The sequence below is a fragment of the Sphingomonas sp. M1-B02 genome (genome assembly GCF_026167525.1).
Taxonomy (GTDB): Bacteria; Pseudomonadota; Alphaproteobacteria; order Sphingomonadales; family Sphingomonadaceae; genus Sphingomonas.
In genome coordinates this window covers 1,953,434-1,971,996 of sequence record NZ_CP110679.1, presented here as the reverse complement: position 1 = coordinate 1,971,996, position 18,563 = coordinate 1,953,434, and the positions used below count along the sequence as shown (strand labels likewise).

Annotated in this window: 23 protein-coding genes; 6 read left to right on the top strand and 17 right to left on the bottom strand. The window is 67.3% G+C overall.

The window, feature by feature from the left end:
• Nucleotides 1–21: 21 nt before the first annotated feature.
• From OKW87_RS09415 to nusB, 4 genes are all read right to left on the bottom strand, one after another.
• Entirely contained in the window at nt 22–840 is an 819-nt protein-coding gene (locus OKW87_RS09415; protein WP_265538863.1) for a DUF6454 family protein, read from the bottom strand.
• Between the two features lie 168 nt (nt 841–1,008).
• Nucleotides 1,009–3,252, bottom strand: a complete 2,244-nt coding sequence (locus tag OKW87_RS09410) for a sodium-translocating pyrophosphatase (RefSeq protein ID WP_265538860.1) — start codon at nt 3,250–3,252, stop codon at nt 1,009–1,011.
• 103 nt (nt 3,253–3,355) lie between these two features.
• Nucleotides 3,356–4,213, bottom strand: coding sequence for a thiamine-phosphate kinase (gene thiL, locus OKW87_RS09405; protein WP_265538859.1), 858 nt, complete (start codon nt 4,211–4,213; stop codon nt 3,356–3,358).
• Nucleotides 4,214–4,409: 196 nt separating this feature from the next.
• Nucleotides 4,410–4,871 carry a transcription antitermination factor NusB gene (gene nusB, locus OKW87_RS09400; protein ID WP_265538857.1) on the bottom strand — a complete coding sequence of 154 codons (462 nt, stop codon included), beginning with the start codon at nt 4,869–4,871 and terminating at the stop codon, nt 4,410–4,412.
• Nucleotides 4,872–4,988: 117 nt separating this feature from the next.
• On the opposite strand from nusB, the gene OKW87_RS09395 reads away from it, so the two are divergent.
• Complete coding sequence (locus tag OKW87_RS09395) at nt 4,989–5,735, top strand: SDR family oxidoreductase (protein WP_265538855.1); 747 nt, start codon at nt 4,989–4,991, stop codon at nt 5,733–5,735.
• 113 nt (nt 5,736–5,848) lie between these two features.
• Here OKW87_RS09395 and hisD read toward each other — a convergent pair whose 3' ends face one another.
• Both hisD and hisG read right to left on the bottom strand, forming a co-directional pair.
• Entirely contained in the window at nt 5,849–7,138 is a 1,290-nt protein-coding gene (gene hisD, locus OKW87_RS09390) for a histidinol dehydrogenase (RefSeq protein ID WP_265538853.1), read from the bottom strand.
• Nucleotides 7,135–7,905 (bottom strand): ATP phosphoribosyltransferase, encoded by a 771-nt coding sequence (gene hisG / locus OKW87_RS09385; protein WP_265538851.1) that lies wholly within the window; start codon nt 7,903–7,905, stop codon nt 7,135–7,137. The genes hisD and hisG overlap by 4 nt, the downstream gene beginning before the upstream one ends.
• 50 nt (nt 7,906–7,955) lie before the next feature.
• On the opposite strand from hisG, the gene OKW87_RS09380 reads away from it, so the two are divergent.
• Nucleotides 7,956–9,041, top strand: coding sequence for a DUF2332 domain-containing protein (locus OKW87_RS09380; protein ID WP_265538850.1), 1,086 nt, complete (start codon nt 7,956–7,958; stop codon nt 9,039–9,041).
• Nucleotides 9,042–9,183: 142 nt separating this feature from the next.
• Here the strand turns inward: OKW87_RS09380 and OKW87_RS09375 are convergent, their stop codons facing one another.
• From OKW87_RS09375 to OKW87_RS09365, 3 genes are all read right to left on the bottom strand, one after another.
• Complete coding sequence (locus tag OKW87_RS09375; protein ID WP_265538848.1) at nt 9,184–10,074, bottom strand: alpha/beta fold hydrolase; 891 nt, start codon at nt 10,072–10,074, stop codon at nt 9,184–9,186.
• Nucleotides 10,075–10,199: 125 nt separating this feature from the next.
• Nucleotides 10,200–11,099 carry a pirin family protein gene (locus OKW87_RS09370; protein WP_265538846.1) on the bottom strand — a complete coding sequence of 300 codons (900 nt, stop codon included), beginning with the start codon at nt 11,097–11,099 and terminating at the stop codon, nt 10,200–10,202.
• Entirely contained in the window at nt 11,096–11,386 is a 291-nt protein-coding gene (locus OKW87_RS09365) for a BolA family protein (protein ID WP_265538845.1), read from the bottom strand. Before OKW87_RS09365 ends, OKW87_RS09370 begins: the two co-directional genes overlap by 4 nt.
• A 35-nt stretch (nt 11,387–11,421) precedes the next feature.
• Here OKW87_RS09365 and OKW87_RS09360 point away from each other — a divergent pair, with 35 nt between their 5' ends.
• On the top strand, nt 11,422–12,033 hold the full coding sequence (locus OKW87_RS09360) for a DnaJ domain-containing protein (RefSeq protein ID WP_443025044.1): 612 nt from the start codon (nt 11,422–11,424) through the stop codon (nt 12,031–12,033).
• On the opposite strand, the gene OKW87_RS09355 is transcribed toward OKW87_RS09360, so the two are convergent.
• From OKW87_RS09355 to OKW87_RS09320, 8 genes are read right to left on the bottom strand one after another with little or no spacing between them, the layout of a single operon-like run.
• Nucleotides 12,030–12,689, bottom strand: coding sequence for a dihydrofolate reductase family protein (locus OKW87_RS09355; RefSeq protein WP_265538843.1), 660 nt, complete (start codon nt 12,687–12,689; stop codon nt 12,030–12,032). The genes OKW87_RS09360 and OKW87_RS09355 overlap by 4 nt on opposite strands.
• Nucleotides 12,682–13,140, bottom strand: a complete 459-nt coding sequence (locus tag OKW87_RS09350; RefSeq protein ID WP_265538840.1) for an SRPBCC family protein — start codon at nt 13,138–13,140, stop codon at nt 12,682–12,684. The genes OKW87_RS09355 and OKW87_RS09350 overlap by 8 nt, the downstream gene beginning before the upstream one ends.
• A gap of 10 nt (nt 13,141–13,150) precedes the next feature.
• A complete protein-coding gene (locus tag OKW87_RS09345) occupies nt 13,151–13,924 on the bottom strand; it encodes a VOC family protein (protein WP_265538838.1) in 774 nt (257 codons plus the stop codon).
• A 23-nt stretch (nt 13,925–13,947) separates the two neighbouring features.
• The gene (locus OKW87_RS09340) at nt 13,948–14,307 is read right to left on the bottom strand and encodes a DUF1428 domain-containing protein (RefSeq protein ID WP_265538836.1); all 360 of its coding nucleotides are present in this window, start codon (nt 14,305–14,307) and stop codon (nt 13,948–13,950) included.
• 25 nt (nt 14,308–14,332) lie between these two features.
• Nucleotides 14,333–14,992: a glutathione S-transferase family protein gene (locus tag OKW87_RS09335; protein WP_265538835.1), complete on the bottom strand. Its 660-nt coding sequence runs from the start codon at nt 14,990–14,992 to the stop codon at nt 14,333–14,335.
• Between the two features lie 23 nt (nt 14,993–15,015).
• The gene (locus OKW87_RS09330) at nt 15,016–15,498 is read right to left on the bottom strand and encodes a VOC family protein (protein ID WP_265538833.1); all 483 of its coding nucleotides are present in this window, start codon (nt 15,496–15,498) and stop codon (nt 15,016–15,018) included.
• Between the two features lie 11 nt (nt 15,499–15,509).
• Complete coding sequence (locus OKW87_RS09325) at nt 15,510–15,899, bottom strand: DoxX family protein (RefSeq protein ID WP_265538831.1); 390 nt, start codon at nt 15,897–15,899, stop codon at nt 15,510–15,512.
• Nucleotides 15,896–16,333: a VOC family protein gene (locus tag OKW87_RS09320; protein ID WP_265538829.1), complete on the bottom strand. Its 438-nt coding sequence runs from the start codon at nt 16,331–16,333 to the stop codon at nt 15,896–15,898. The genes OKW87_RS09325 and OKW87_RS09320 overlap by 4 nt, the downstream gene beginning before the upstream one ends.
• Before the next feature lie 95 nt (nt 16,334–16,428).
• Between OKW87_RS09320 and OKW87_RS09315 the strand changes: the two genes are divergently transcribed.
• The 3 genes from OKW87_RS09315 (at nt 16,429) to cobS (ending at nt 18,520) form a co-directional block, all read left to right on the top strand.
• On the top strand, nt 16,429–17,103 hold the full coding sequence (locus OKW87_RS09315) for a winged helix-turn-helix transcriptional regulator (protein ID WP_265538827.1): 675 nt from the start codon (nt 16,429–16,431) through the stop codon (nt 17,101–17,103).
• 14 nt (nt 17,104–17,117) lie between these two features.
• Complete coding sequence (locus tag OKW87_RS09310) at nt 17,118–17,417, top strand: DUF6958 family protein (protein WP_265538826.1); 300 nt, start codon at nt 17,118–17,120, stop codon at nt 17,415–17,417.
• 98 nt (nt 17,418–17,515) lie between these two features.
• Nucleotides 17,516–18,520, top strand: a complete 1,005-nt coding sequence (cobS, locus tag OKW87_RS09305) for a cobaltochelatase subunit CobS (RefSeq protein ID WP_265538824.1) — start codon at nt 17,516–17,518, stop codon at nt 18,518–18,520.
• The last annotated feature ends 43 nt before the right edge of the window (nt 18,521–18,563 follow it).

Here is an 18,563-nt window from a genome sequence, read left to right as displayed (position 1 = left end):
AACCGGCGGGCGCCGCTCAGTTCAGCCCGTCCCCTCCAGCCGAAACCGAAACAGCCTGCTCGGCCCATCCTCGGGCAGCACGTACAGATCGCGCCCCTCGATCGCCATGCCTTCGCCGGTGAAGGGGCCGCCGCGGCCCAGGGGGCGGACGGGGCCGATGGCGCCGGTGCGCAGGGTGCGCTTCAGCTGCATCGAGGGCCAGTCGATCCAGTCGAGGGTGCCGCTCCACAGGGTCTGCGATCCGCCCGCGACCAACTGGTCGCCGACGAACTTGATGTCCTGATAGCTGGTGGCGGACGGGTTGCGGACGGTGCGGGGCGGGGCGTCGCGCGACAAGTCGAAGACGTAGAGCAGCTTGCTGTCCCAATTGCCCGCGACGAGCGTGTCGCCCGAGGCCGCGACGCAGCCGAGATGATCGGGGACGTGGATTTTCCGGCGCACCTTCAGGCTTTTGGTGTCGATTTCGACGAGGGTCGCGCTGCTGTTCGGCCTGAGCTCGGCGACGGGGACCCAGATCGAGCCGCCGGACACGGAGATGCCGCCGGGATGGTAGCGCGCGCCGTCGGTGAGATCGAGGCGGCGCAGTTGCGTGCCGCTGGCCCGGTCGAACTCGTGGAGATAGGCCTTGCGGTTCGGCTGGTCGATCGAGGTGACCCAGATGCGGGTGGGCTCGAGCGCGAGGCCCTGGACGTGGAACAGCGCGCCCTCGAGCTGCTGGGTGCCCGCCAGGCTGGCCTGCTCGATCGCGCTGCCCGAGGGATCGGGCGCGGCGGCGACGATGAGGCTGGACAGGCCCAAAAGGAGCGCAGGCAAACTCGATCGGATGGTCTTGCGGATCATCTGGCGGGCCCCGGCGCTTTGCGTGTCCGGATGCCTTGGCAGGCTTATGCGTCAGCGACGCTGCGGGCGCGTGACGCTACTGCGTAGCCGGGGAGTCGCCTTCGTGAAAAACCCCGCCCGGAGAGGCTCCGGACGGGGTTGTTCCTGTGCCCATGGTAGGTGCGCGGATCAGCCGGCGCCGCCGCCTGCCAGCGCCGCTAGCAGCAGCAGGGCGACGATGTTGGTGATCTTGATCATCGGGTTCACCGCGGGGCCCGCGGTGTCCTTATAGGGATCGCCGACGGTGTCGCCGGTCACCGCGGCCTTGTGCGCCTCGCTGCCCTTGCCGCCATGATTGCCGTCCTCGATATATTTCTTGGCATTGTCCCACGCGCCGCCGCCCGAAGTCATCGAGATGGCGACGAACAGGCCCGAGACGATCACCCCGAGCAGCAGCGCGCCGACCGCGGCGAAGCCCTGCGAGCGGCCATAGGCGTCGGCGCTGTCATAGCCGGTCGGCAATATGTCGGGCGCGCCGAAGGTGGCGACCCAGGAGATGGCGAAGAACACCACCACCGGCGCCAGCACCGGCAGCAGCGAGGGGACGATCATCTCCTTGATCGCCGCCCGGGTGACGATGTCGACGGTGTGCGCGTAATTGGGGCGGCTGGTGCCCGCCATGATGCCGGGATTTTCGCGGAACTGGCGCCGGACATCCTCGACCACCGCGCCGGCCGCGCGGCCCACCGCGGTCATCCCCATCGCGCCGAAGAGGTAGGGGAGCAGCGCGCCGAGCAGCAGGCCGACGATCACATAGGGGTTGGAGAGCGAGAAATCGACCGGCTGGGTGAGGCCGAGCTCGACCGAATAATGGTCGAGATCGGTGGTGTAGGCGCCGAACAGGACCAAAGCCGCGAGCGCCGCCGAGCCGATGGCGTACCCCTTGGTGACCGCCTTGGTGGTGTTGCCCACCGCGTCGAGCGCGTCGGTGCGATGGCGGACGTCGTCCGGGAGCCCCGCCATTTCGGCGATGCCGCCGGCATTGTCGGTCACCGGGCCGTAGGCGTCGAGTGCCACGACCATGCCCGCGAGCGCGAGGAGCGAGGTGGCGGCGAAGGCGACGCCGATGATGCCGGCGATCTGATAGGTGGCGATCACCGCGACGACGATCACCAGCGTCGGCAGCGCGGTCGATTCGAGACTGATCGCCAGGCCCTGGATGACGTTGGTGCCGTGGCCGGTCTCGGATGCCTTGGCTATCGAGCGGACCGGGCGGTAATTGGTGCCGGTATAATATTCGGTGATCCACACCAGCAGCCCGGTGACGCCCAGGCCGACCATCATGCACCAGAACAGGTCCATGCCGGTGAAGCTCGGGCCGGCCGCGAGCACCGCGCTGAACGCGTCGGTGCCGGTGGTGTCGCTGATTGCGTCGCTGAGGCCGCTGGGGCCGCCGAGCAGCGCGTTCATGTCGCCGCCCAGCGCATATTGGGTGGCGAAGTAGATTGCGGGGACCGAGAGGCCGACGGTGACCCAGAAGCCCTTGTAGAGCGCGCCCATGATCGACTGGCTCTTGCCGAGGCGGACGAAATAGGTGCCGATGATCGAGGTGATGATGCACACCCCGCCGATGATCAGCGGCAGCGACATCAGCCGCATGAGGGTATCGCTGTCGAGCCCGGTCATCAGCAGCGCGATCGAGACCATCGTGAGGCCGAGCGTGACGACATAGGTTTCGAACAAGTCGGCGGCCATGCCCGCGCAGTCGCCGACATTGTCGCCTACGTTATCGGCGATGACGGCGGGGTTGCGGGGATCGTCCTCGGGGATGCCGGCCTCGACCTTGCCGACCAGATCGGCGCCGACATCGGCCGCCTTGGTGAAGATGCCGCCGCCCAGCCGCGCGAAGATCGAGATGAGCGACGCGCCGAACGCGAGCGCGGTGAGCGCCGCGATGACTTCGCGCGAATTGGGGGCGAAGCCGCCTTGCTCGATCAGATACCAGAAGATGATCGCGATCGAGAGCAGGCCGAGCCCCGCCACCAGCATGCCGGTGATCGCGCCCGAACGGAAGGCTAGGGTGAGCCCGCCCTGCAGCGAGGTGCGCGCGGCCTCGGCGGTGCGGACGTTGGCGCGCACCGAGATGTTCATGCCGACGAAGCCGGCGACGCCCGAAAGCACGGCGCCGATGAGGAAGCCGGCGGTCGAAAGCCAGCCGAGGGTGAGGAACAGCACCACCGCGACGACCGCGCCGACGATGGCGATGGCGGTATATTGCCGGGTGAGATAGGCGCCCGCCCCTTCCTGGATGGCGGCGGCGATATCCTGCATCTTCTCGTTGCCGGCAGGTGCGCGGAGCACTTGCTGGCTGGTAAAGAAGCCATAGGCCACGGCAATCAGCCCGCAGACCATGGCAATATACACAATCGTCATGTGGTGAAGTCCTTCCCCTAAGACCTTTGAACTCGCATCGGTCGAACGCCGATTGTTGCGTGGTCGCCAAGGTATAAGCGGGGTTCGGGCGAGCGCAAGCGGCTCAACTATGCGCGTAGCCGAGCTTTTCGGGGGGCGAGTTGCCGTCGAGCAGGAGGGGGAGGGGCCCCTTCGCGATCATCGTCCCGACGCGTGTCGCGGGGATGGGCAGCGCCACATCCGCGGATGCGGCGAACAATAGCTCGTAATCGTCGCCCCAGCTTGCCGCGGCGATGCGATCGTCCGGCGCGACGCCGTCGGCGAAGGGGATCGCGTCCAGCTCGATCGCGGCGGTGCAGTTGCTTGCCCCGGCCATGCGCGAGGCGTCGAGCAGGAGGCCGTCGGAGACGTCCATCATCGCGTGGACCATAGGAGCGAGCGCCCGGCCCTCGGCCAGCCTGGGACGGGGGCGGAGGTAAGCGGGGCCGTCGCCCGCGCGGAAGCCGAGCATCGCCGCGCCGATCGTGCCGGTGACGTAGAGTGCGTCTCCGGCCTGCGCGCCGCTGCGCAAGGGAACCGGGCCGATCGCGCGGCCGATCGCGGTGCAGCCGAAGCTTGCGGGGGTGCCGGGGGCGACGGCGATCGTGTCGCCGCCGAGAAGCATGACGGCGTAGGTTTCGAGGATCTCGCGGAGGCCCGCGACGAAGCGGTCGCTGGCTTCGAGCAGGGTGGCGCCGAGCAGCACGCCGATCGGCTCGGCGCCTTTGGCGGCGAGGTCGGACAGGTTCACCGCGACCAATTTCCAGGCCACGTCGGCGGGATTGGTGCCAGGGCGGTAGTGGACGCCCTCGGCGATCATGTCGTGGGTGAGGATCAGCGTTTCGGTGCCGAATGCCAGCATGGCGCAATCGTCGCGCAGCCCCTGCGCGCCCGGGTGGAGCGGAAGGCTGCGCAGCGCGGCGATGAAGTCTAGTTCGTTCATATCCTCCCCGGCACGGAGTGCGAGGTTGGATTGCCCCCGGCAATCCAAGATCGTGCCGGGGGCACGATCGACCACGCACTGGGGACCAGCCGAAGGCTGGTGGAGGGGGCTATCCGCCTGCGACCGTCTTTGTGGCGCGCCCCCTCCACCACCAGCTGCGCTGGCGGTCCCCCTCCCCGTGCCGGGGAGGACAGGGTCACCCGCGCACTTCCTTCGCGATCGCGTCGAGCAGGCCGTTGACGAAGCCCTTTTCGCGACGGTCGTAAAAGGCGTCGGTCACGTCGAGATATTCGTTGATCACCGCGCCCACCGGAATGTCGGGCCGGGCGAGCAGCTCATAGGCGCCGGCGCGCAGGACCTGGCGCATCGGCTTGTCGAGCCGCTCCATCGACCAGTCGTCGGCCAGCTTGCTGGCGATCAGCCGGTTGATCTCATCGCTGCGCGCGGTCACGCCCTTCACCAGATCGTCGAAGAAGCCGACATCGGCTTCGGCATATTCGACATCCTCGATCGTCGCGCCCAGCCGATGCTGGTGGAATTCGTGGAGCAGGGCCGCGACCGGAGTCGCTTCCATGTCGTGCTGGTAGAGCGCCTGAACGGCGGCGAGCCGAGCGGCGGAGCGGGCCTTTGAACGGCTCTTGGCTTTGGGACTGGACATGGCGGCGCAGATAGGACCGCAGCCCGCCCAAGGCAAAGACAAACGCCCGTTTGGCCGCAAGCGCCGGGAAGCTGGGCGCCGCCCACGCCCCTAGCCGTCGCCCAGAAGGAGACGGAAATGCAAACACTCGAAGGAAAGACAGCGATCGTTACCGGCGCATCCTCCGGCATCGGCCGCGCAACGGCACGGCTCTTTGCTCGGAACGGCGCCGCCGTCGTGCTCAATGGGCGGAACGAGGCGGCGCTCGCCGACGTGCAGGCGGAGATTGAAGCCGATGGCGGGCGCGCTTCGACAGTCGTCGGGGATGTAGGCGAGGAAGCGACGCACCGGGCGCTGATCGAAGCAGCGGATCGGCTAGGCGGCCTGGATATGGCCGTCAACAATGCCGGGGTCGTCGGCGCCTACGGACCGATCGAGACGGTGTCGCTCGAAGATTGGGAGGGGCTGATGCGCACCAATCTGGCCGGCGCATTCCTGGGGGCACGTGCGCAGATCCCGGCGATGCGGGCTTCGGGCGGCGGCTCGATCGTTTTCGTCTCGTCCTTCGTCGGCACCAGCGTCGGCATCCCCGGCATGGCCGCTTACGGCACAAGCAAGGCGGCGCTGATGGGGCTGGTCAAGGGCATCACCGCCGATCACGCCGCCGAGGGTATCCGCGCCAACGCACTGCTGCCCGGCGGCACCGACACGCCGGCGGCCGGTGATACCGCGCAGAAGGAGTGGGCGGCGGGGCTCCACGCGATGAAGCGGATCGCCGAGCCCGAGGAGATCGCCCAGGCCGCGCTGTTTCTTGCCAGCCCGATGAGCAGCTTCGTCGCCGGATCCGCGCTCTACGCCGATGGCGGCAATGCGGCGGTGAAGTAAGTTTGACCCTATTCTACGATCGTCATCGCGGCGACAGCCGGGATCCAGGGTCGGGAGCGACGGCCATGTGATTCTGGATTCCGGCGTTCGCCGGAATGACGAAGTATGGAAAGCTAGTCCGTCAACCGGATCGCCACCGACCGGGCATGCGCAGGAAGCCCCTCGGCATTCGCCAGCGCCACGGCGGCGGGCCCGATCGCCGCCAGTCCGGCCGGGTCGAGCGCCAGAAAGCTGGTGCGCTTCATGAAATCGAGCACCGAGAGCCCCGACGCGAAGCGCGCGCGGCGGCCGGTGGGGAGGACGTGGTTGGGCCCCGCGACATAATCGCCGACCGCCTCGGGCGTGTGGCGGCCGAGGAAGACCGAGCCGGCATGGCGGACCAGGTCGAACAGCGCCTCGGCGTCGTCGCAGGCGAGCTCGAGATGCTCGGGCGCGAGCCGATCGACCAGGGGGATTGCCTCGGCCAGGCTCGGCACCAGGATGATCGCGCCATTGGCGTCCCAGCTGGTGCGCGCGGTCTCGGCGGTGCTGAGCATCGGGATCTGGGCGTCGACCGCGGCGGCGACGGCATCGGCGAAGGCGGCATCGTCGGTGAAGAGGATCGACTGGCTGGTCGGATCATGCTCGGCCTGGCTGAGCAGATCGGCGGCGATCCAGTCGGGATCGTTCTTGCCGTCGGCGACGACCACGATCTCGGACGGGCCGGCGACCATGTCGATGCCGACGACGCCGTAGAGCTGGCGCTTGGCCTCCGCGACCCAGGCGTTGCCCGGGCCGGTGATGACGTCGACCGGCGCGATATGATCGGTGCCATAAGCGAGCGCTGCGACCGCCTGCGCGCCGCCGACGCGCCAGATCTCGTCCACGCCGGCGATGTGCGCGGCGGCGAGCACCAGCGGGTTGATCTCGCCGTTCGGAGTCGGGGTGACCATCACGAGGCGACGCACGCCCGCCGCCTTTGCGGGGATGGCGTTCATCAGCACCGAGGAGGGATAGGCCGCCCGGCCGCCGGGGACGTAGATGCCGGCCGCGTCCACCGCGCTCCACCGCGCGCCGAGGCGGATGCCCTGCGCATCGATCGTGTCGCTGTCCGCGGGCTTCTGCTTGGCGTGGTAGATCGCGATCCGCTCCGCGGCGAGTTCGAGTGCGTCGCGCAGGCTCGGTTCGAGGCCTTCCCAGGCCGCGAGGCAATCGGTGCGATCGATCGCCCAGCCGGTCTGGTCGAGATCATGCTTGTCGAAGAGGCGGGTGAGGTCCTTGACCGCGGCATCGCCTTCGTCGCGGACGCGCTTGATGATGTGGGTGACGTTGCGCGCGACGTCCTCGTCCGCCTCGCGGCGGGCGTTGACTAGGGTGGTGAAGGCGGCGGCGAAACCGGGGATGGTGGAGTCTAGGCGGATCATGACGTTTCTCGCCCCTCCCCTTCAGGGGAGGAGTTGGGGGGGGGCCTATCCGCGGGCGCTAGTCTCCGTGAGACATCCCCCACCCCCGACCCCTCCACTGAAGGGGAGGGGCTAAGAGGGGCCACGGCCCTCCGGAATGCATCCACCAGCGGGACGACTTCGCCCGCGCGCATCTTGAATGCGGCGCGGTTGACGATCAGTCGCGAGGTTATGTGCGCGATCACCTCGACCTCGACCAGGCCATTTTCCTTGAGCGTCTTGCCCGAGGACACCAGGTCGACGATCCGCGGGGCGAGGCCCAGCACCGGAGCCAGCTCCATCGCGCCGTTGAGCTTGACGCATTCGGCCTGCACGCCGCGCGCCTCGAAATGGGCGCGGGTGATGTGGGGATATTTGGTGGCGATGCGGACGTGGCTCCAGCCGCGCGGATCGTCCTTCTCCGCCATGTCGGCGGGCTCGGCGACCGAGATGCGGCAATGGCCGATGCCGAGATCGACCGGCGCATAGAGCTCCGAATAGTCGAACTCGGCCAGCACGTCGGAGCCGACGATGCCGAGCTGCGCGGCACCGTGCGCGACGAAGGTCGCCACGTCGAAGGCGCGGACGCGGATCAGGTCGATCGCCGGATTGTCGGTCTTGAAGCGCAGCGCGCGGCTCTTCTCGTCCGAGAAAGCGGGTTCGGGCACGATCCCGACGCGCGCGAGGAGCGGCAACGCCTCGTCGAGGATCCGGCCTTTCGGCACGGCTAGGATGAGCGGTTCTTGCATGTGTGGCCGGGGCTTTACTTGGGGGGTGGGCCGGGCGCAACAAGGGTGCCGTGGCAGACGAACCGACCAATCGCGACGCTTTCCGCATCCAGGCGGGCTATTGCGAGGCGATGGCGGCGCCGATCACCGCGCGGATCGCCACCGTGCTGGGTCCGACGATTTCGCGAGAGAGCGCGACCGGGCGGCGCGTGCTCGATTGGCCGGGCGAACCGGTGGCGGACGCGCTCGTGCTGCGGCTGATCGGGGGGCTGCATGCGCTGTATCGCCGCGGCGTGGGGGCGCTTGCGCCGGTTTTCAGCGGCCAGCTTTCCGATCCCGATGTCGTGGCCGCCATCCTGCAGCGTGTGTTCGTCACGCATGACGCGGAGTTGCTGCCCTGGCTGGACGGTCCCCCGCAGACCAACGAAGCGGGCCGCTCGGCCGGGCTGATGACCGCGCTCCTTCACTTGGCCGCGCGCTATGGCTCGAAATTCGAAATACTCGAAATCGGATCGAGCGCCGGGCTCAACCTGCTGATCCACCGCTATCGCTTCGACCTGGGCGGGGTTCGCAGCGGCCCCGCCGACTCGCCGGTCGAGATCAGGCCCGAGTGGCGCGGACCGCCGCCGCCCGATGTCGCGGTCGAGATCGTCTCCACCCGCGGCGTCGACATCCAGCCGCTCGATCTGTCGGGCGATCGCGATGCCGAACGGCTCCAAGCCTATTGCTGGGTCGAGAATGTCGAGCGGCAGGCGCGGCTGGAAAAGACCATCGCGATGGTGCGCGCCGAGGGGGTGGATCTGGTCGAGGGCGATGCCGCCGATTGGGTCGAGGCGCGGCTGGCCGAGTCGCAGGCCGAAGGGGTCACGCGGGTGCTGATGCATTCGGTGGTGTGGCAATATCTGCCCGATGCGACCCAGCAGCGGATCGCCGATGCGATGCTGGCGGCGGGCGCGCGGGCTACGGCGGAGCGACCGCTGGGCTGGGTGATGATGGAGCCCAATCGCGATCTCCACCGCCACGAAGTGCGGGTTCGGGGTTGGCCGGGGGAGGTGCCGATGCAGCTTGTGGCGCTGACCCACGCGCATGGGGCGTGGGTCGAGGCGCTGGCGCCGCCTTATGCGACGCGGCCCTATGTGATGCGGGCTTACTCCTGAGAGCCTCCCCTCCCTGAAAGGGAGGGGATCAAGGGGTGGGTTTAGCGGAGGCGAGGCTCGATGCCTCGCCTTTGCTGTTGGCGCAGGAGCGCGGCTGGCGCCGCGCACCCACCCCCAACCCCTCCCTTTGCAGGGAGGGGAGCTAGTGGCGCAACAGCCACTCGCGCATCGCCGCGGTGACCGCCTCGGGCTTTTCCCAGGGGATGAAATGGCCGCCCTCCGCAATCTCCACCAGCGTCAGATCGGGCACCAGTGCGCCCAGCCCCTCCAGCTGCACCGGCAGCAGCGCGAAATCCTTCATCCCCCAGATCACGAGCGTCGGCTGGGGGATCGGCGGGAAGGGGGCGTCGAGCCAGGCGGGGCGCTCGGCATCCTCGTCGGGCAAGGGCACCTGGATCGCGCTGGCGCGGTACCAGTTGAGCATCGCGGTCATCGCGCCGGGCTGGCCCCATTCGTCCATATAGGCCGCCTTGTCCTCGCCGGCGATCCCGCCGACGATATGCTGGGCGAAGGTGGAGGCGAAGAAGCGCTCCAGCCCCGCGCCGACCAGGCCCTGGTCGAGCCGGGTGTCGCGGAAGCGATTGATATATTGGCTCGCCTTGCGTTGCGCGGGATCGTCGAACAGGCTCTTCTGGAAGACCTTCGGGTGCGGGGCGTTGAGGATGATCAGCCGCTCGATCCGCCTGGGGTTCTGCAGCGCCGCCATCCAGGCGATCGCGCCGCCCCAATCATGGCCGACGAGCGTAAAGCCTTGAATGCCGAGATGATCGGCGAGCGCGAGCAAATCCTCGACGATCTTGGCGGGGGTGTATTGCTCGACGCCTTCGGGCTTGGACGAGCGGGCGAAGCCGCGCTGGTCGGGGGCGACGACATAATAGTCGCGGGCGAGCTCGGGGATCTGGTGGCGCCAGGTGCGGTGCGATTCGGGGAAGCCGTGGAGGAGGATGATCGGCGGGTTCGCGGGGTTTCCGGCGATGGCGACGTCGAGCTCGACCCCGGTGGGGAGGGCGATGCGGGTTAGATCGACGTCCATGGCCTGCTCCTTCTTGAGCCCCTCCCCCTCGGGGGAGGGGTGGGGGGTGGGGGGCGTCTCACCGAGACCGTCGCCCGCGGATAGCCCCACCCCAACCCCTCCCCTGAAGGGGAGGGGCTTATTGGTTACGGATAGCTGACCGTCTTCGGGACCTCGGGGATCGGGATCCATTCCTTGTCGTCGCCCGGCACCCTGGGGAAATTGCCGGCGTTCCAGTCTTCCTTGGCCTGGTTGATGCGATCGCGGCTCGACGAGACGAAGTTCCACCAGACGTGGCGCGGGGTGGTGAAGGCCTCGCCGCCGCACAGCATCACGCGCGCGCCGCCGGCCGAGCGCAGCGTCGCATGCGTGCCGGGGCGCAGGACGTAGAGCGTCATCGGCTCGAGCGTCAGTCCGTCGAGTGTCGCGTCGCCCATCGAGACGTAGAGCGCGCGTTCGTCGGCGGCCGGATCGATCGGGATGCTGCTGCCGGCCTCCAGCGCGATGTCGCCATAAATCGTCTGGGCATAAGTGGTGGTGGGGGCGCTGGCGCCCCACAGGTCGCCCATGATCACGCGCGCGGTGGCGCCGCTCGCCTCGATCACCGGGAGATCCGCCGCGGCGACATGCTCGAAGGCGGGGTCCGCTTCCTCGTCGCGCTCGGGGAGCGCCAGCCAGGTCTGGATGCCCGACAATTCGGGGCCGACCGCGCGCTCGGCCGAGGGCGATCGCTCCGAATGGACGATGCCGTGGCCGGCGGTCATCAGGTTCACCGCGCCCGGCGTGATCACGGCCTCGGTCCCCAGCGAATCGCGGTGGCCGATCGCGCCGGCGTAGAGATAGGTCACCGTCGCCAGGTTGATATGCGGATGCGGCCGGACGTCGATGCCGTTGCCGACGTCGAGATGCGCCGGGCCCATCTGGTCGAAGAAGATGAAGGGGCCGACCATCGTCCGCGGGCGCGAGGGGAGGGTGCGGTGGACCTTGAACCCGCCGAGATCGTGGGTGACGGGCGCGATGGTGTGGAGGATCAGATCGTCGGTCATGCGGCTTCCCCCGGTGCGCGGGCGCGGATGGCGAGGGCGTGGATGCGCTCGGCGAGCAGATCGGCGAGCGCGCGGTTGACCAGCCGCTGCCGCTCGACGCGCGACACGCCGGCGAAGGCGGGGCTCTCGATCGTCACCGAGAAATGCGATTCGCCGCTGCCGTCGTCGCCCATATGGCCACTATGCTGGGCGCTGTCGTTGCTGACCACGAGATGCGTCGGGTCGAGCGCGGCGGTGAGACGGGCGGCGATCTGATCGGCCAAGGGGCCGCTGGCGGGAGCGTTCATGGCGCCTATATAAGCGGTTTGCCCGAGAGTGTCGCGTGCCTGCCAGCAATTCCCGCAAAGATCGTCCCAATGCCCGCTTCCACGGTCGCGTGGAGGCGGAGGGGCGGATGTGCGCCGAGCCGGGATGCGCGGAAGCCGGCGAGTTCCGCGCACCGCCGCTGGAGGGCAGCGGCCATGCCGCCGACGGTCCGCCGCGCTTCCGCTGGCTGTGCCTCGATCATGTTCGCGCGTTCAACACGGGCTATAATTTCTTCAAGGGGATGAGCCCCGACGAGATCCATGACGCGCAGAAGCCCTTCGCCGGCTGGGAGCGCGAGACCCGCGCCTTCAACGCCACCGGCGGCGCCGATCGCCCGCCGCGCTGGGCCGATTTCAGCGATCCGCTCGACGCGATCGGCGCCCGCTGGCGGGGTAGCATGCCGGTGGAGCGCAAGGACGGCAGGCCGCTGTCCGGGCGCGATCGCGAGGCGCTGCGCACGCTCGCGCTGGAAGTCGATGTCGATCGCACGGGGCTGCGCAAACGCTATTCGGAGCTGGTCCGGCAATATCATCCCGATCGCAACGGCGGGGATCGCAGCCATGAGAGCCGGCTGCAGGATGTGATCGCCGCCTATCAGCAGCTCAAGGGTTCGCCCGCCTTCGCCTAGCCTTCGCGCTGCAGCTTCTCGCGGCGTGCGATTTCGCGCGGATTGAGTTCAGGCACTTCGAACGACCCCGTCTCTACCGGGCCCGCGCGATCATAGGTGCCGATCGCCATGCCGCCGCTGCCGGTCCGCTGTTCCACCAGCATCCAGCGACCGGCCGGGGTGCCGTCGCCGAACAGCTTCTTGCCGCTGCCCAGCAGCAGCGGCGCGACCAGCAGGACCAGGCGGTCGATCAGCCCGCGCTCCAGGAGCTGCGGATAGAGGGTAGAGCTGCCCTGGATCAGCAGGTCCGGGCCCTCGCCTTGCTTCAGCTCGGCGAGCGTCTCGAGATCGGGGATGCGCTCGCTTCCGGCCCAGTCGAGCGCGATGTCCGAGCGAGTCAGCACATATTTGCGGCAGTCGCGGAAGCTGGTGGTGATCGGGCCGTTATCGGTCATGAACGGCCAGTGCGCCGCGAAGATCTCCCAGGTCCGGCGCCCCAGCAACAGATCGAAGGGCCGGCTGAAATAGGTCATGATCTGGTTGCCGAGCGCCTCGTCGTCGACCGCGGGCAGCCAGCCGCCAAGCTCGAAGCCGCCGGTGGGATCCTCGTTCGGTCCGCCCGGCGCCTGCATCACGCCGTCCAGCGACACGAACGCCATGCCGATGATCCTACGCACCCGCCGCGATCCGCCGGGCGACTTCCTCCCATTGCTCGGCCATCACCCCCCAGCCCTGCTCGAAGCCCATCTCCGCATGCTGGTTGCGCGCTTCCTCGGTCCAGTGGCGCGCGCGGCCGCGGAACAGCGTCTTGTCGCCCTGCGGTTCGAACTCGAACGACCCGACGAAGAAGGGGCCCGCCGGCTCCCAGCCGACAGTGAAGGCATCGGTGAAGACCAAGCGCCGCTCGGGGACGACTTCCAGATAGACGCCGTCATTGGGCATCACTTCGCCGTCCGGGCCATACATGGTGATCGACGAGCGACCTCCCGCGCGCAGGTCCATTTCGACCACTTCGGCCCGCCAGGGCTTTGGGCAGAACCATTCGTTGAGATGATCGGTGTAGGCGCGCCACAGCGCTCCGGCGGGAGCGTCCATCAGACGCTCGACGACGAGTTCATGCTCGGACATGGGGTGTTCCCTATCGGCTGCCGACGACGCCGAAGCGGGCGCCCTGCGGATCGGTTGCGTAGATGACGAAGTCGCCGCCGGGTACTTCGATCGGCCCATGACGAATGGTGCCGCCGGCATCGGTGATGCGCGTCTCCGCCTCGTCGATGTCGCCGACGCGGAAGAAGTAGTTCCAGCGGGGCTGCTCGCCGGGTGGGGTGCGCATCACCGCGCCGATCATCTGCCCGCCATGGCTGAGGAAGCTATAGTCGCCCATCGCGCCCATCGGCATAGCGCCATCCTTTTTCCAGCCGAACTGCGCGGCGTAGAAGTCGAGCGCAGCGGCGTCGTCGCTTGTGCTCAGCTCGTTCCATTCGCCGTGCCCCAGCGACATGCGCTTGAAGGCCGTGCTCGGTTCGGGGCTGGCACCCTTCATCACATAGAAGGGCACGCCCTGCGGATCGGTCACCATCGCCATTCGGCCTACGCCCTCGAGCGTGATCGCGGGCATCTGGATGCTTCCACCGGCGGCGGTGATGCCGGCAACCGCGGCGTCGACATCGTCAACCCCGACATAGCCGAACCAAGCCGGCTGCGGTGGCGCGCCGTCCGGAATTTTCATCAATCCGGCCACGCCTTCGCCGTCGCTTGCGGAGAAGACCCGGTAATCCTCCGGTCCGGCGACGGTCGCGCCATCGAAGCTGCCGACGCTCCAGTCGATCACCTTGGCATAAAAGGCGCCGGCGGCGTCGGGGTCGCTGGTGATCAATTCAAACCAGATCGGGGTGCCGTGTGGGTTGGTCATCCTCTGTCTCCCTGGCTTGCCGCTCAGCCCTCGCCTTCGTCGAGGATCGGATCGAAGCCGCCCCAGAACATGCGCTTGCCGTCGAACGGCATCTCGCCAAAGGCCTTCATACGCTCGTCGGACGTCATCTTTTCCCAGCCGGCGTCGCGCACTTCCTTCGAGGGCCAGAGGATCCAGGAGAAGACGATGACTTCGCCTTCCTCGGCCTTCGTCGCCATGTAGAAATCGGTGTTCGTCCCGTGCGGCACATCGTTGCCCCAGGCTTCCACCACCCGGGTCGCGCCGGATTCGCGGAAGATCGTTGCGGTCACGGCCGCCATGGCAAGATAATCGTCCTTATTGCCTTCGGGCACCGCGAGTACGAAGCCGTCCATATATGCCATGTCTCATCTCCTATTCGGTAGGGTCCTATCGATCTTCGAAGTCGGCGAGCTGGGCGGCCAGCGCCCGGCCGAATGCGGGCCGCGCCTCGGCCCGCGCCTGGTAGGCGGCGAGGTTCGGATATTGTTCGACGATGTCCTTGCCGTTGAGGATGCGCAGCACCGTGGTCATCATCAGGTCGCCGACGGTGAAGCGGTCTTCCAGCCATTCCCGTTCGCCGAGATGGTCGGCGATCTGCTTGAGCCGAAGATTGACCATCTCGAGCACCTGCGGACGGCGCTCGCGGGTCCAGGCCTCGTCCTTGTGGAAGAAGTCGATCGAGCCGAGCTGCTGGACCTGCGGTTCGAGCGTGTTGAGCGCCGCGAACAGCCAGGCGGCGGCGCGGGCGCGTTCGCCGGGATCGGCGGGCAGGAGCGCTTCGGACTGTTCGCCGACATGCAGGACGATCGCGCCCGATTCGAACAGTTCGACATCGGCGTCGCGATAGCTCGGCACCTGTCCGAACGGCTGTTCCTCGAAATAATCGGCGGGGCGCGCCGTCATCGCTTCGAGCTTGCGCACCGAATAGGGAATGCCGGCTTCCTCCAGCGCCCAGCGGACGCGTAGATCGCGGACCTGGCCGCGGGCGAATTCCGGGACCCAGGCAAAGGCGCTGATCCGGACCGGCGCATCACTGTCAACGGGCATATTCTCTCTCCTGTGGTCGGGGTTCAGGCAGCGTCGGCGGCGGCCTGGATCGTGGCTATATCGATCTTCCGCATCGTCATCATCGCCTCGAACCCGCGCTTGGCGCGGCCGGGAATAGGATCGATCAGCAGGTCGAGCAGGACGCGCGGCGTGATCTGCCAGTTGAAGCCCCATTTGTCCTTGCACCAGCCGCACATGCTCTCGGCGCCGCCATTGCCGACGATCGCGTTCCACAGCCTGTCGGTCTCTTCCTGATCCTCGGTGACGATCTGGAACGACACGCTTTCGTTGGGCTTGAAATCGGGGCCGCCGTTGAGCGCTGCATATTTCTGCCCGGCGAGCGTGAAATCGACTACCAGCGCCGCACCTTCGCCGCCGCTGGGATTGTCCGATGGCGCGCGGATGACCTGATCAATGCGGCTGTCGGGCAGCAGCGACACGTAGAAGGCCGCAGCTTCCTCGCCGACATGGTCGAACCACAAAACGGGGGTGATTTTCTGACTCATCGGCGCTCTCCTCAAGTCGAAAGGGGTAAGAGATCACGCAGCCGGGCATCGCGCAGCCACAGGCCGGCCCAAAGCAGCACTCCGATATAAACGCCGAACAATGTGTGCGTGAACAGCGGGCTGGATATCCTGGCGTGCGTGGCTACCGCTCCGCCGAGATAGGCCGTTATCAGGATCGCGCCGAGCAGCGATGTCCGCGGAAAGGCATAGAGCGCAGTGGCGATCAGCAGGATCGCGGCGAGGATGCGGATGGTAGCGGCATCGCTCGGCCAGCCCAATTGCGCATGGGCGTCGATCACCGGCTGGAGCAGGGCGAACTTCATGCCCATATCGACCATGAGGAACAGGATCAGCAGTCCGCTCAGCGACCACCCGCCGATCGTCATTGCCTGCGGGCTCATTCGGCGGGCTCGGCCTGCGCCGACATCGCCTTGAGCGCTGCGTCGACGTCCATATGCATCGGCTCGAAGATATGGCCGTCGAGATCCTCGAACGCGCGGCTGTACATGAAGCCCATATCCTGTGCCTCCCGGATATCCGCCCTACCGCCCGCCGCCGCGGCCCGCGCCACAATCGCGTCCACATCGGCGCGGCTTTCGCGCGAGATGCAGATCAGCACTTCGGTGGTGGCATGGGCGTCGGCGATCGGCTTGGGCGTGAACCCCGCGAAGAAGCTGTGGCCCAGGATCATGAACGTGATCGTGTCCGACAATATCATCGCCGAGGCATGATCGCCGCTGAAGCGCGCATCCCTGGTGCAGCCGATCGCCTCGTAAAAGGCAGTGGACGCGGCGACATCCTTCACGGGCAGATTGATGAATACCATTTGCGGCATCGGCCGTCTCCTTTTGCGAAACAGTGCGTTGCGAATCGCGTCGTTGACCTTGATGCGGGCATCAGTTATTAAAAGCAACCAGGAAGTTACAAAAAATGACCAAGCCGCCAAGGCCGCTCGAAAATCGCTGGTATGACGACGCGTGCGGGACCGCGCTGGCGCTCGAGCTGGTGGGCGAGCGCTGGTCGCTGCTGATCGTTCGCGAACTGATGTTCGGCGGACGGCGCTTTTCCGAACTGAAGGCGAGCCTGGGTGCGATCAGCGCCAATATCCTGACGCAACGGCTCGATAGCCTGGAGGCAAGCGGCGTGCTGCTGCGCCGCAAGCTGCCGCCGCCGGCTTCGGTACAGGTCTATGAGCTGACCCCCTGGGGCTATGACAGCGAGATCGCGATCCAGGAGCTGGGCCGCTGGGCCGCCAAATCGCCGCTGCACGATCCCACGTTGCCGCTGTCGGCCGCGTCGATCATGATGTCGTTCCGGACGATGATCAGCCGCGAGCGGGCGGCGGGATGGGATTCGCGCGTCGGTTTTCGCTTCGGTGCCGAGGGGTTCGTCGCGCAGGTAGCCGGTCAAGCAATTACGATAGAACGGGCCGAGCCGGAGACTGCGGATACCCTGTTCGATACCGATCCGATGACGCTGGCGTCGCTGGTCTATGGCGGGCGGCCCTTTGCCGACGCCGAGGCGGCCGGGGTGCTGCGCCTTGGCGGCGATCGTGCGCTGGCCGGGCGCTTCGTCAGCTTGTTCGTCCTTCCCCCCAAGATGTAGAAAAGGAGGCCAGCATGGCCGGCAAATCCGAGCGGATCGCGATCGAGAATGTGCTGCAGCCCGGCAAGACCTATCCGGTCGACGCCGCGAAGTTCAATGCGATGCGCGAAGCCGTGCTGGCGGTGCTGCCCGATGCCGCGCCGGGGGTGACCGTGCCCAAGCTCAAGGAGGCGGTCCTGCCGCGGCTGCCGGAATCGCTCTTCCCCGGCGGCGACAAGGCCGGCTGGTGGATCAAGGCGGTGCAGCTCGATCTCGAGGCCAAGGGCGTGGTCGCCCGTGCGCCGAGCGCTCCGGTGCGGCTACACCGCACCTGATCGCATCGCGCCGGAAGCTTTGACGTTGCGGTGCGGGATGGGACGCTCTACCTCGCATAGCCCATTCCGCGCGACATGCGGACTTCCAGGAAGCAGCGATGGCCGACATTCCCAACACCCAGCCCGACAGCCGGGAGACCACGATCCTCGACGCGCCGGACAAGATGATCCGCGTCCGCGAGCTGTTCGGGATCGATTCGGACATGGAATGCCCGGCGTTCAGCGAGGCCGACGAGCGGGTGCCCGATCTCGATCCGGCCTATGTGTTCGATGCCGATACCACGCTCGCGATTCTCGCGGGTTTTGCGCACAACCGGCGCGTCATGGTGCAGGGCTATCATGGCACCGGCAAGTCGACGCATATCGAGCAGGTCGCAGCGCGGCTGAACTGGCCCTGCATCCGGATCAACCTCGACGCGCATATCAGCCGGATCGACCTGATCGGCCGCGACGCGATCGTGCTGCGCGACGGCCAGCAGGTGACCGAATTCCGCGAGGGCCTGCTCCCCTGGGCGCTGCAGACGCCGACCGCCCTGGTGTTCGACGAATATGATGCCGGCCGCCCCGACGTGATGTTCGTGATCCAGCGCGTGCTGGAGACCGAGGGCAAGCTGACCCTGCTCGACCAGAATCGGGTGATCCGGCCCAACCCCTATTTCCGGCTGTTCGCGACCGCCAATACGGTCGGCCTGGGCGACACCAGCGGGCTCTATCACGGTACCCAGCAGATCAACCAGGGCCAGATGGACCGCTGGAACATCGTCGTCGCGCTCAACTATCTGCCCGCCGCGGTGGAGGCGCAGGTCGTGCTCGCCAAGTCGGGCGAATATGACAAGCCCGGCGGCAAGGAAGCGGTCGAGAATATGGTCCGCGTCGCCGACCTGACGCGCAAGGGCTTCATCAACGGGGACATTTCCACGGTGATGTCGCCGCGGACGGTGATCACCTGGGCGCAGAACGCCCTGATCTTCGGCGATGTCGGCTTCGCCTTCCGCCTGTCGTTCCTCAACAAATGCGACGAGGCCGAGCGCGCGCAGGTCGCCGAATATTATCAGCGCGTGTTCGGGAAGGATTTGCCCGAGAGCGTGGTGGCGAAAGCTTGAGTCCACCTGGCGAGTGGGCTAACTTAGCTAAGTCCAGTTTGGA

Coding starts and splice junctions, on each gene's coding strand:
- OKW87_RS09415 (WP_265538863.1), bottom strand. CDS start 840: ATGATCCGCAAGACCATCCGATCGAGTTTGCCTGCGCTCCTTTTGGGC.
- OKW87_RS09410 (WP_265538860.1), bottom strand. CDS start 3,252: ATGACGATTGTGTATATTGCCATGGTCTGCGGGCTGATTGCCGTGGCC.
- thiL (WP_265538859.1), bottom strand. CDS start 4,213: ATGAACGAACTAGACTTCATCGCCGCGCTGCGCAGCCTTCCGCTCCAC.
- nusB (WP_265538857.1), bottom strand. CDS start 4,871: ATGTCCAGTCCCAAAGCCAAGAGCCGTTCAAAGGCCCGCTCCGCCGCT.
- OKW87_RS09395 (WP_265538855.1), top strand. CDS start 4,989: ATGCAAACACTCGAAGGAAAGACAGCGATCGTTACCGGCGCATCCTCC.
- hisD (WP_265538853.1), bottom strand. CDS start 7,138: ATGATCCGCCTAGACTCCACCATCCCCGGTTTCGCCGCCGCCTTCACC.
- hisG (WP_265538851.1), bottom strand. CDS start 7,905: ATGCAAGAACCGCTCATCCTAGCCGTGCCGAAAGGCCGGATCCTCGAC.
- OKW87_RS09375 (WP_265538848.1), bottom strand. CDS start 10,074: ATGGACGTCGATCTAACCCGCATCGCCCTCCCCACCGGGGTCGAGCTC.
- OKW87_RS09370 (WP_265538846.1), bottom strand. CDS start 11,099: ATGACCGACGATCTGATCCTCCACACCATCGCGCCCGTCACCCACGAT.
- OKW87_RS09365 (WP_265538845.1), bottom strand. CDS start 11,386: ATGAACGCTCCCGCCAGCGGCCCCTTGGCCGATCAGATCGCCGCCCGT.
- OKW87_RS09350 (WP_265538840.1), bottom strand. CDS start 13,140: ATGTCCGAGCATGAACTCGTCGTCGAGCGTCTGATGGACGCTCCCGCC.
- OKW87_RS09345 (WP_265538838.1), bottom strand. CDS start 13,924: ATGACCAACCCACACGGCACCCCGATCTGGTTTGAATTGATCACCAGC.
- OKW87_RS09340 (WP_265538836.1), bottom strand. CDS start 14,307: ATGGCATATATGGACGGCTTCGTACTCGCGGTGCCCGAAGGCAATAAG.
- OKW87_RS09335 (WP_265538835.1), bottom strand. CDS start 14,992: ATGCCCGTTGACAGTGATGCGCCGGTCCGGATCAGCGCCTTTGCCTGG.
- OKW87_RS09330 (WP_265538833.1), bottom strand. CDS start 15,498: ATGAGTCAGAAAATCACCCCCGTTTTGTGGTTCGACCATGTCGGCGAG.
- OKW87_RS09325 (WP_265538831.1), bottom strand. CDS start 15,899: ATGAGCCCGCAGGCAATGACGATCGGCGGGTGGTCGCTGAGCGGACTG.
- OKW87_RS09320 (WP_265538829.1), bottom strand. CDS start 16,333: ATGCCGCAAATGGTATTCATCAATCTGCCCGTGAAGGATGTCGCCGCG.
- OKW87_RS09315 (WP_265538827.1), top strand. CDS start 16,429: ATGACCAAGCCGCCAAGGCCGCTCGAAAATCGCTGGTATGACGACGCG.
- OKW87_RS09310 (WP_265538826.1), top strand. CDS start 17,118: ATGGCCGGCAAATCCGAGCGGATCGCGATCGAGAATGTGCTGCAGCCC.
- cobS (WP_265538824.1), top strand. CDS start 17,516: ATGGCCGACATTCCCAACACCCAGCCCGACAGCCGGGAGACCACGATC.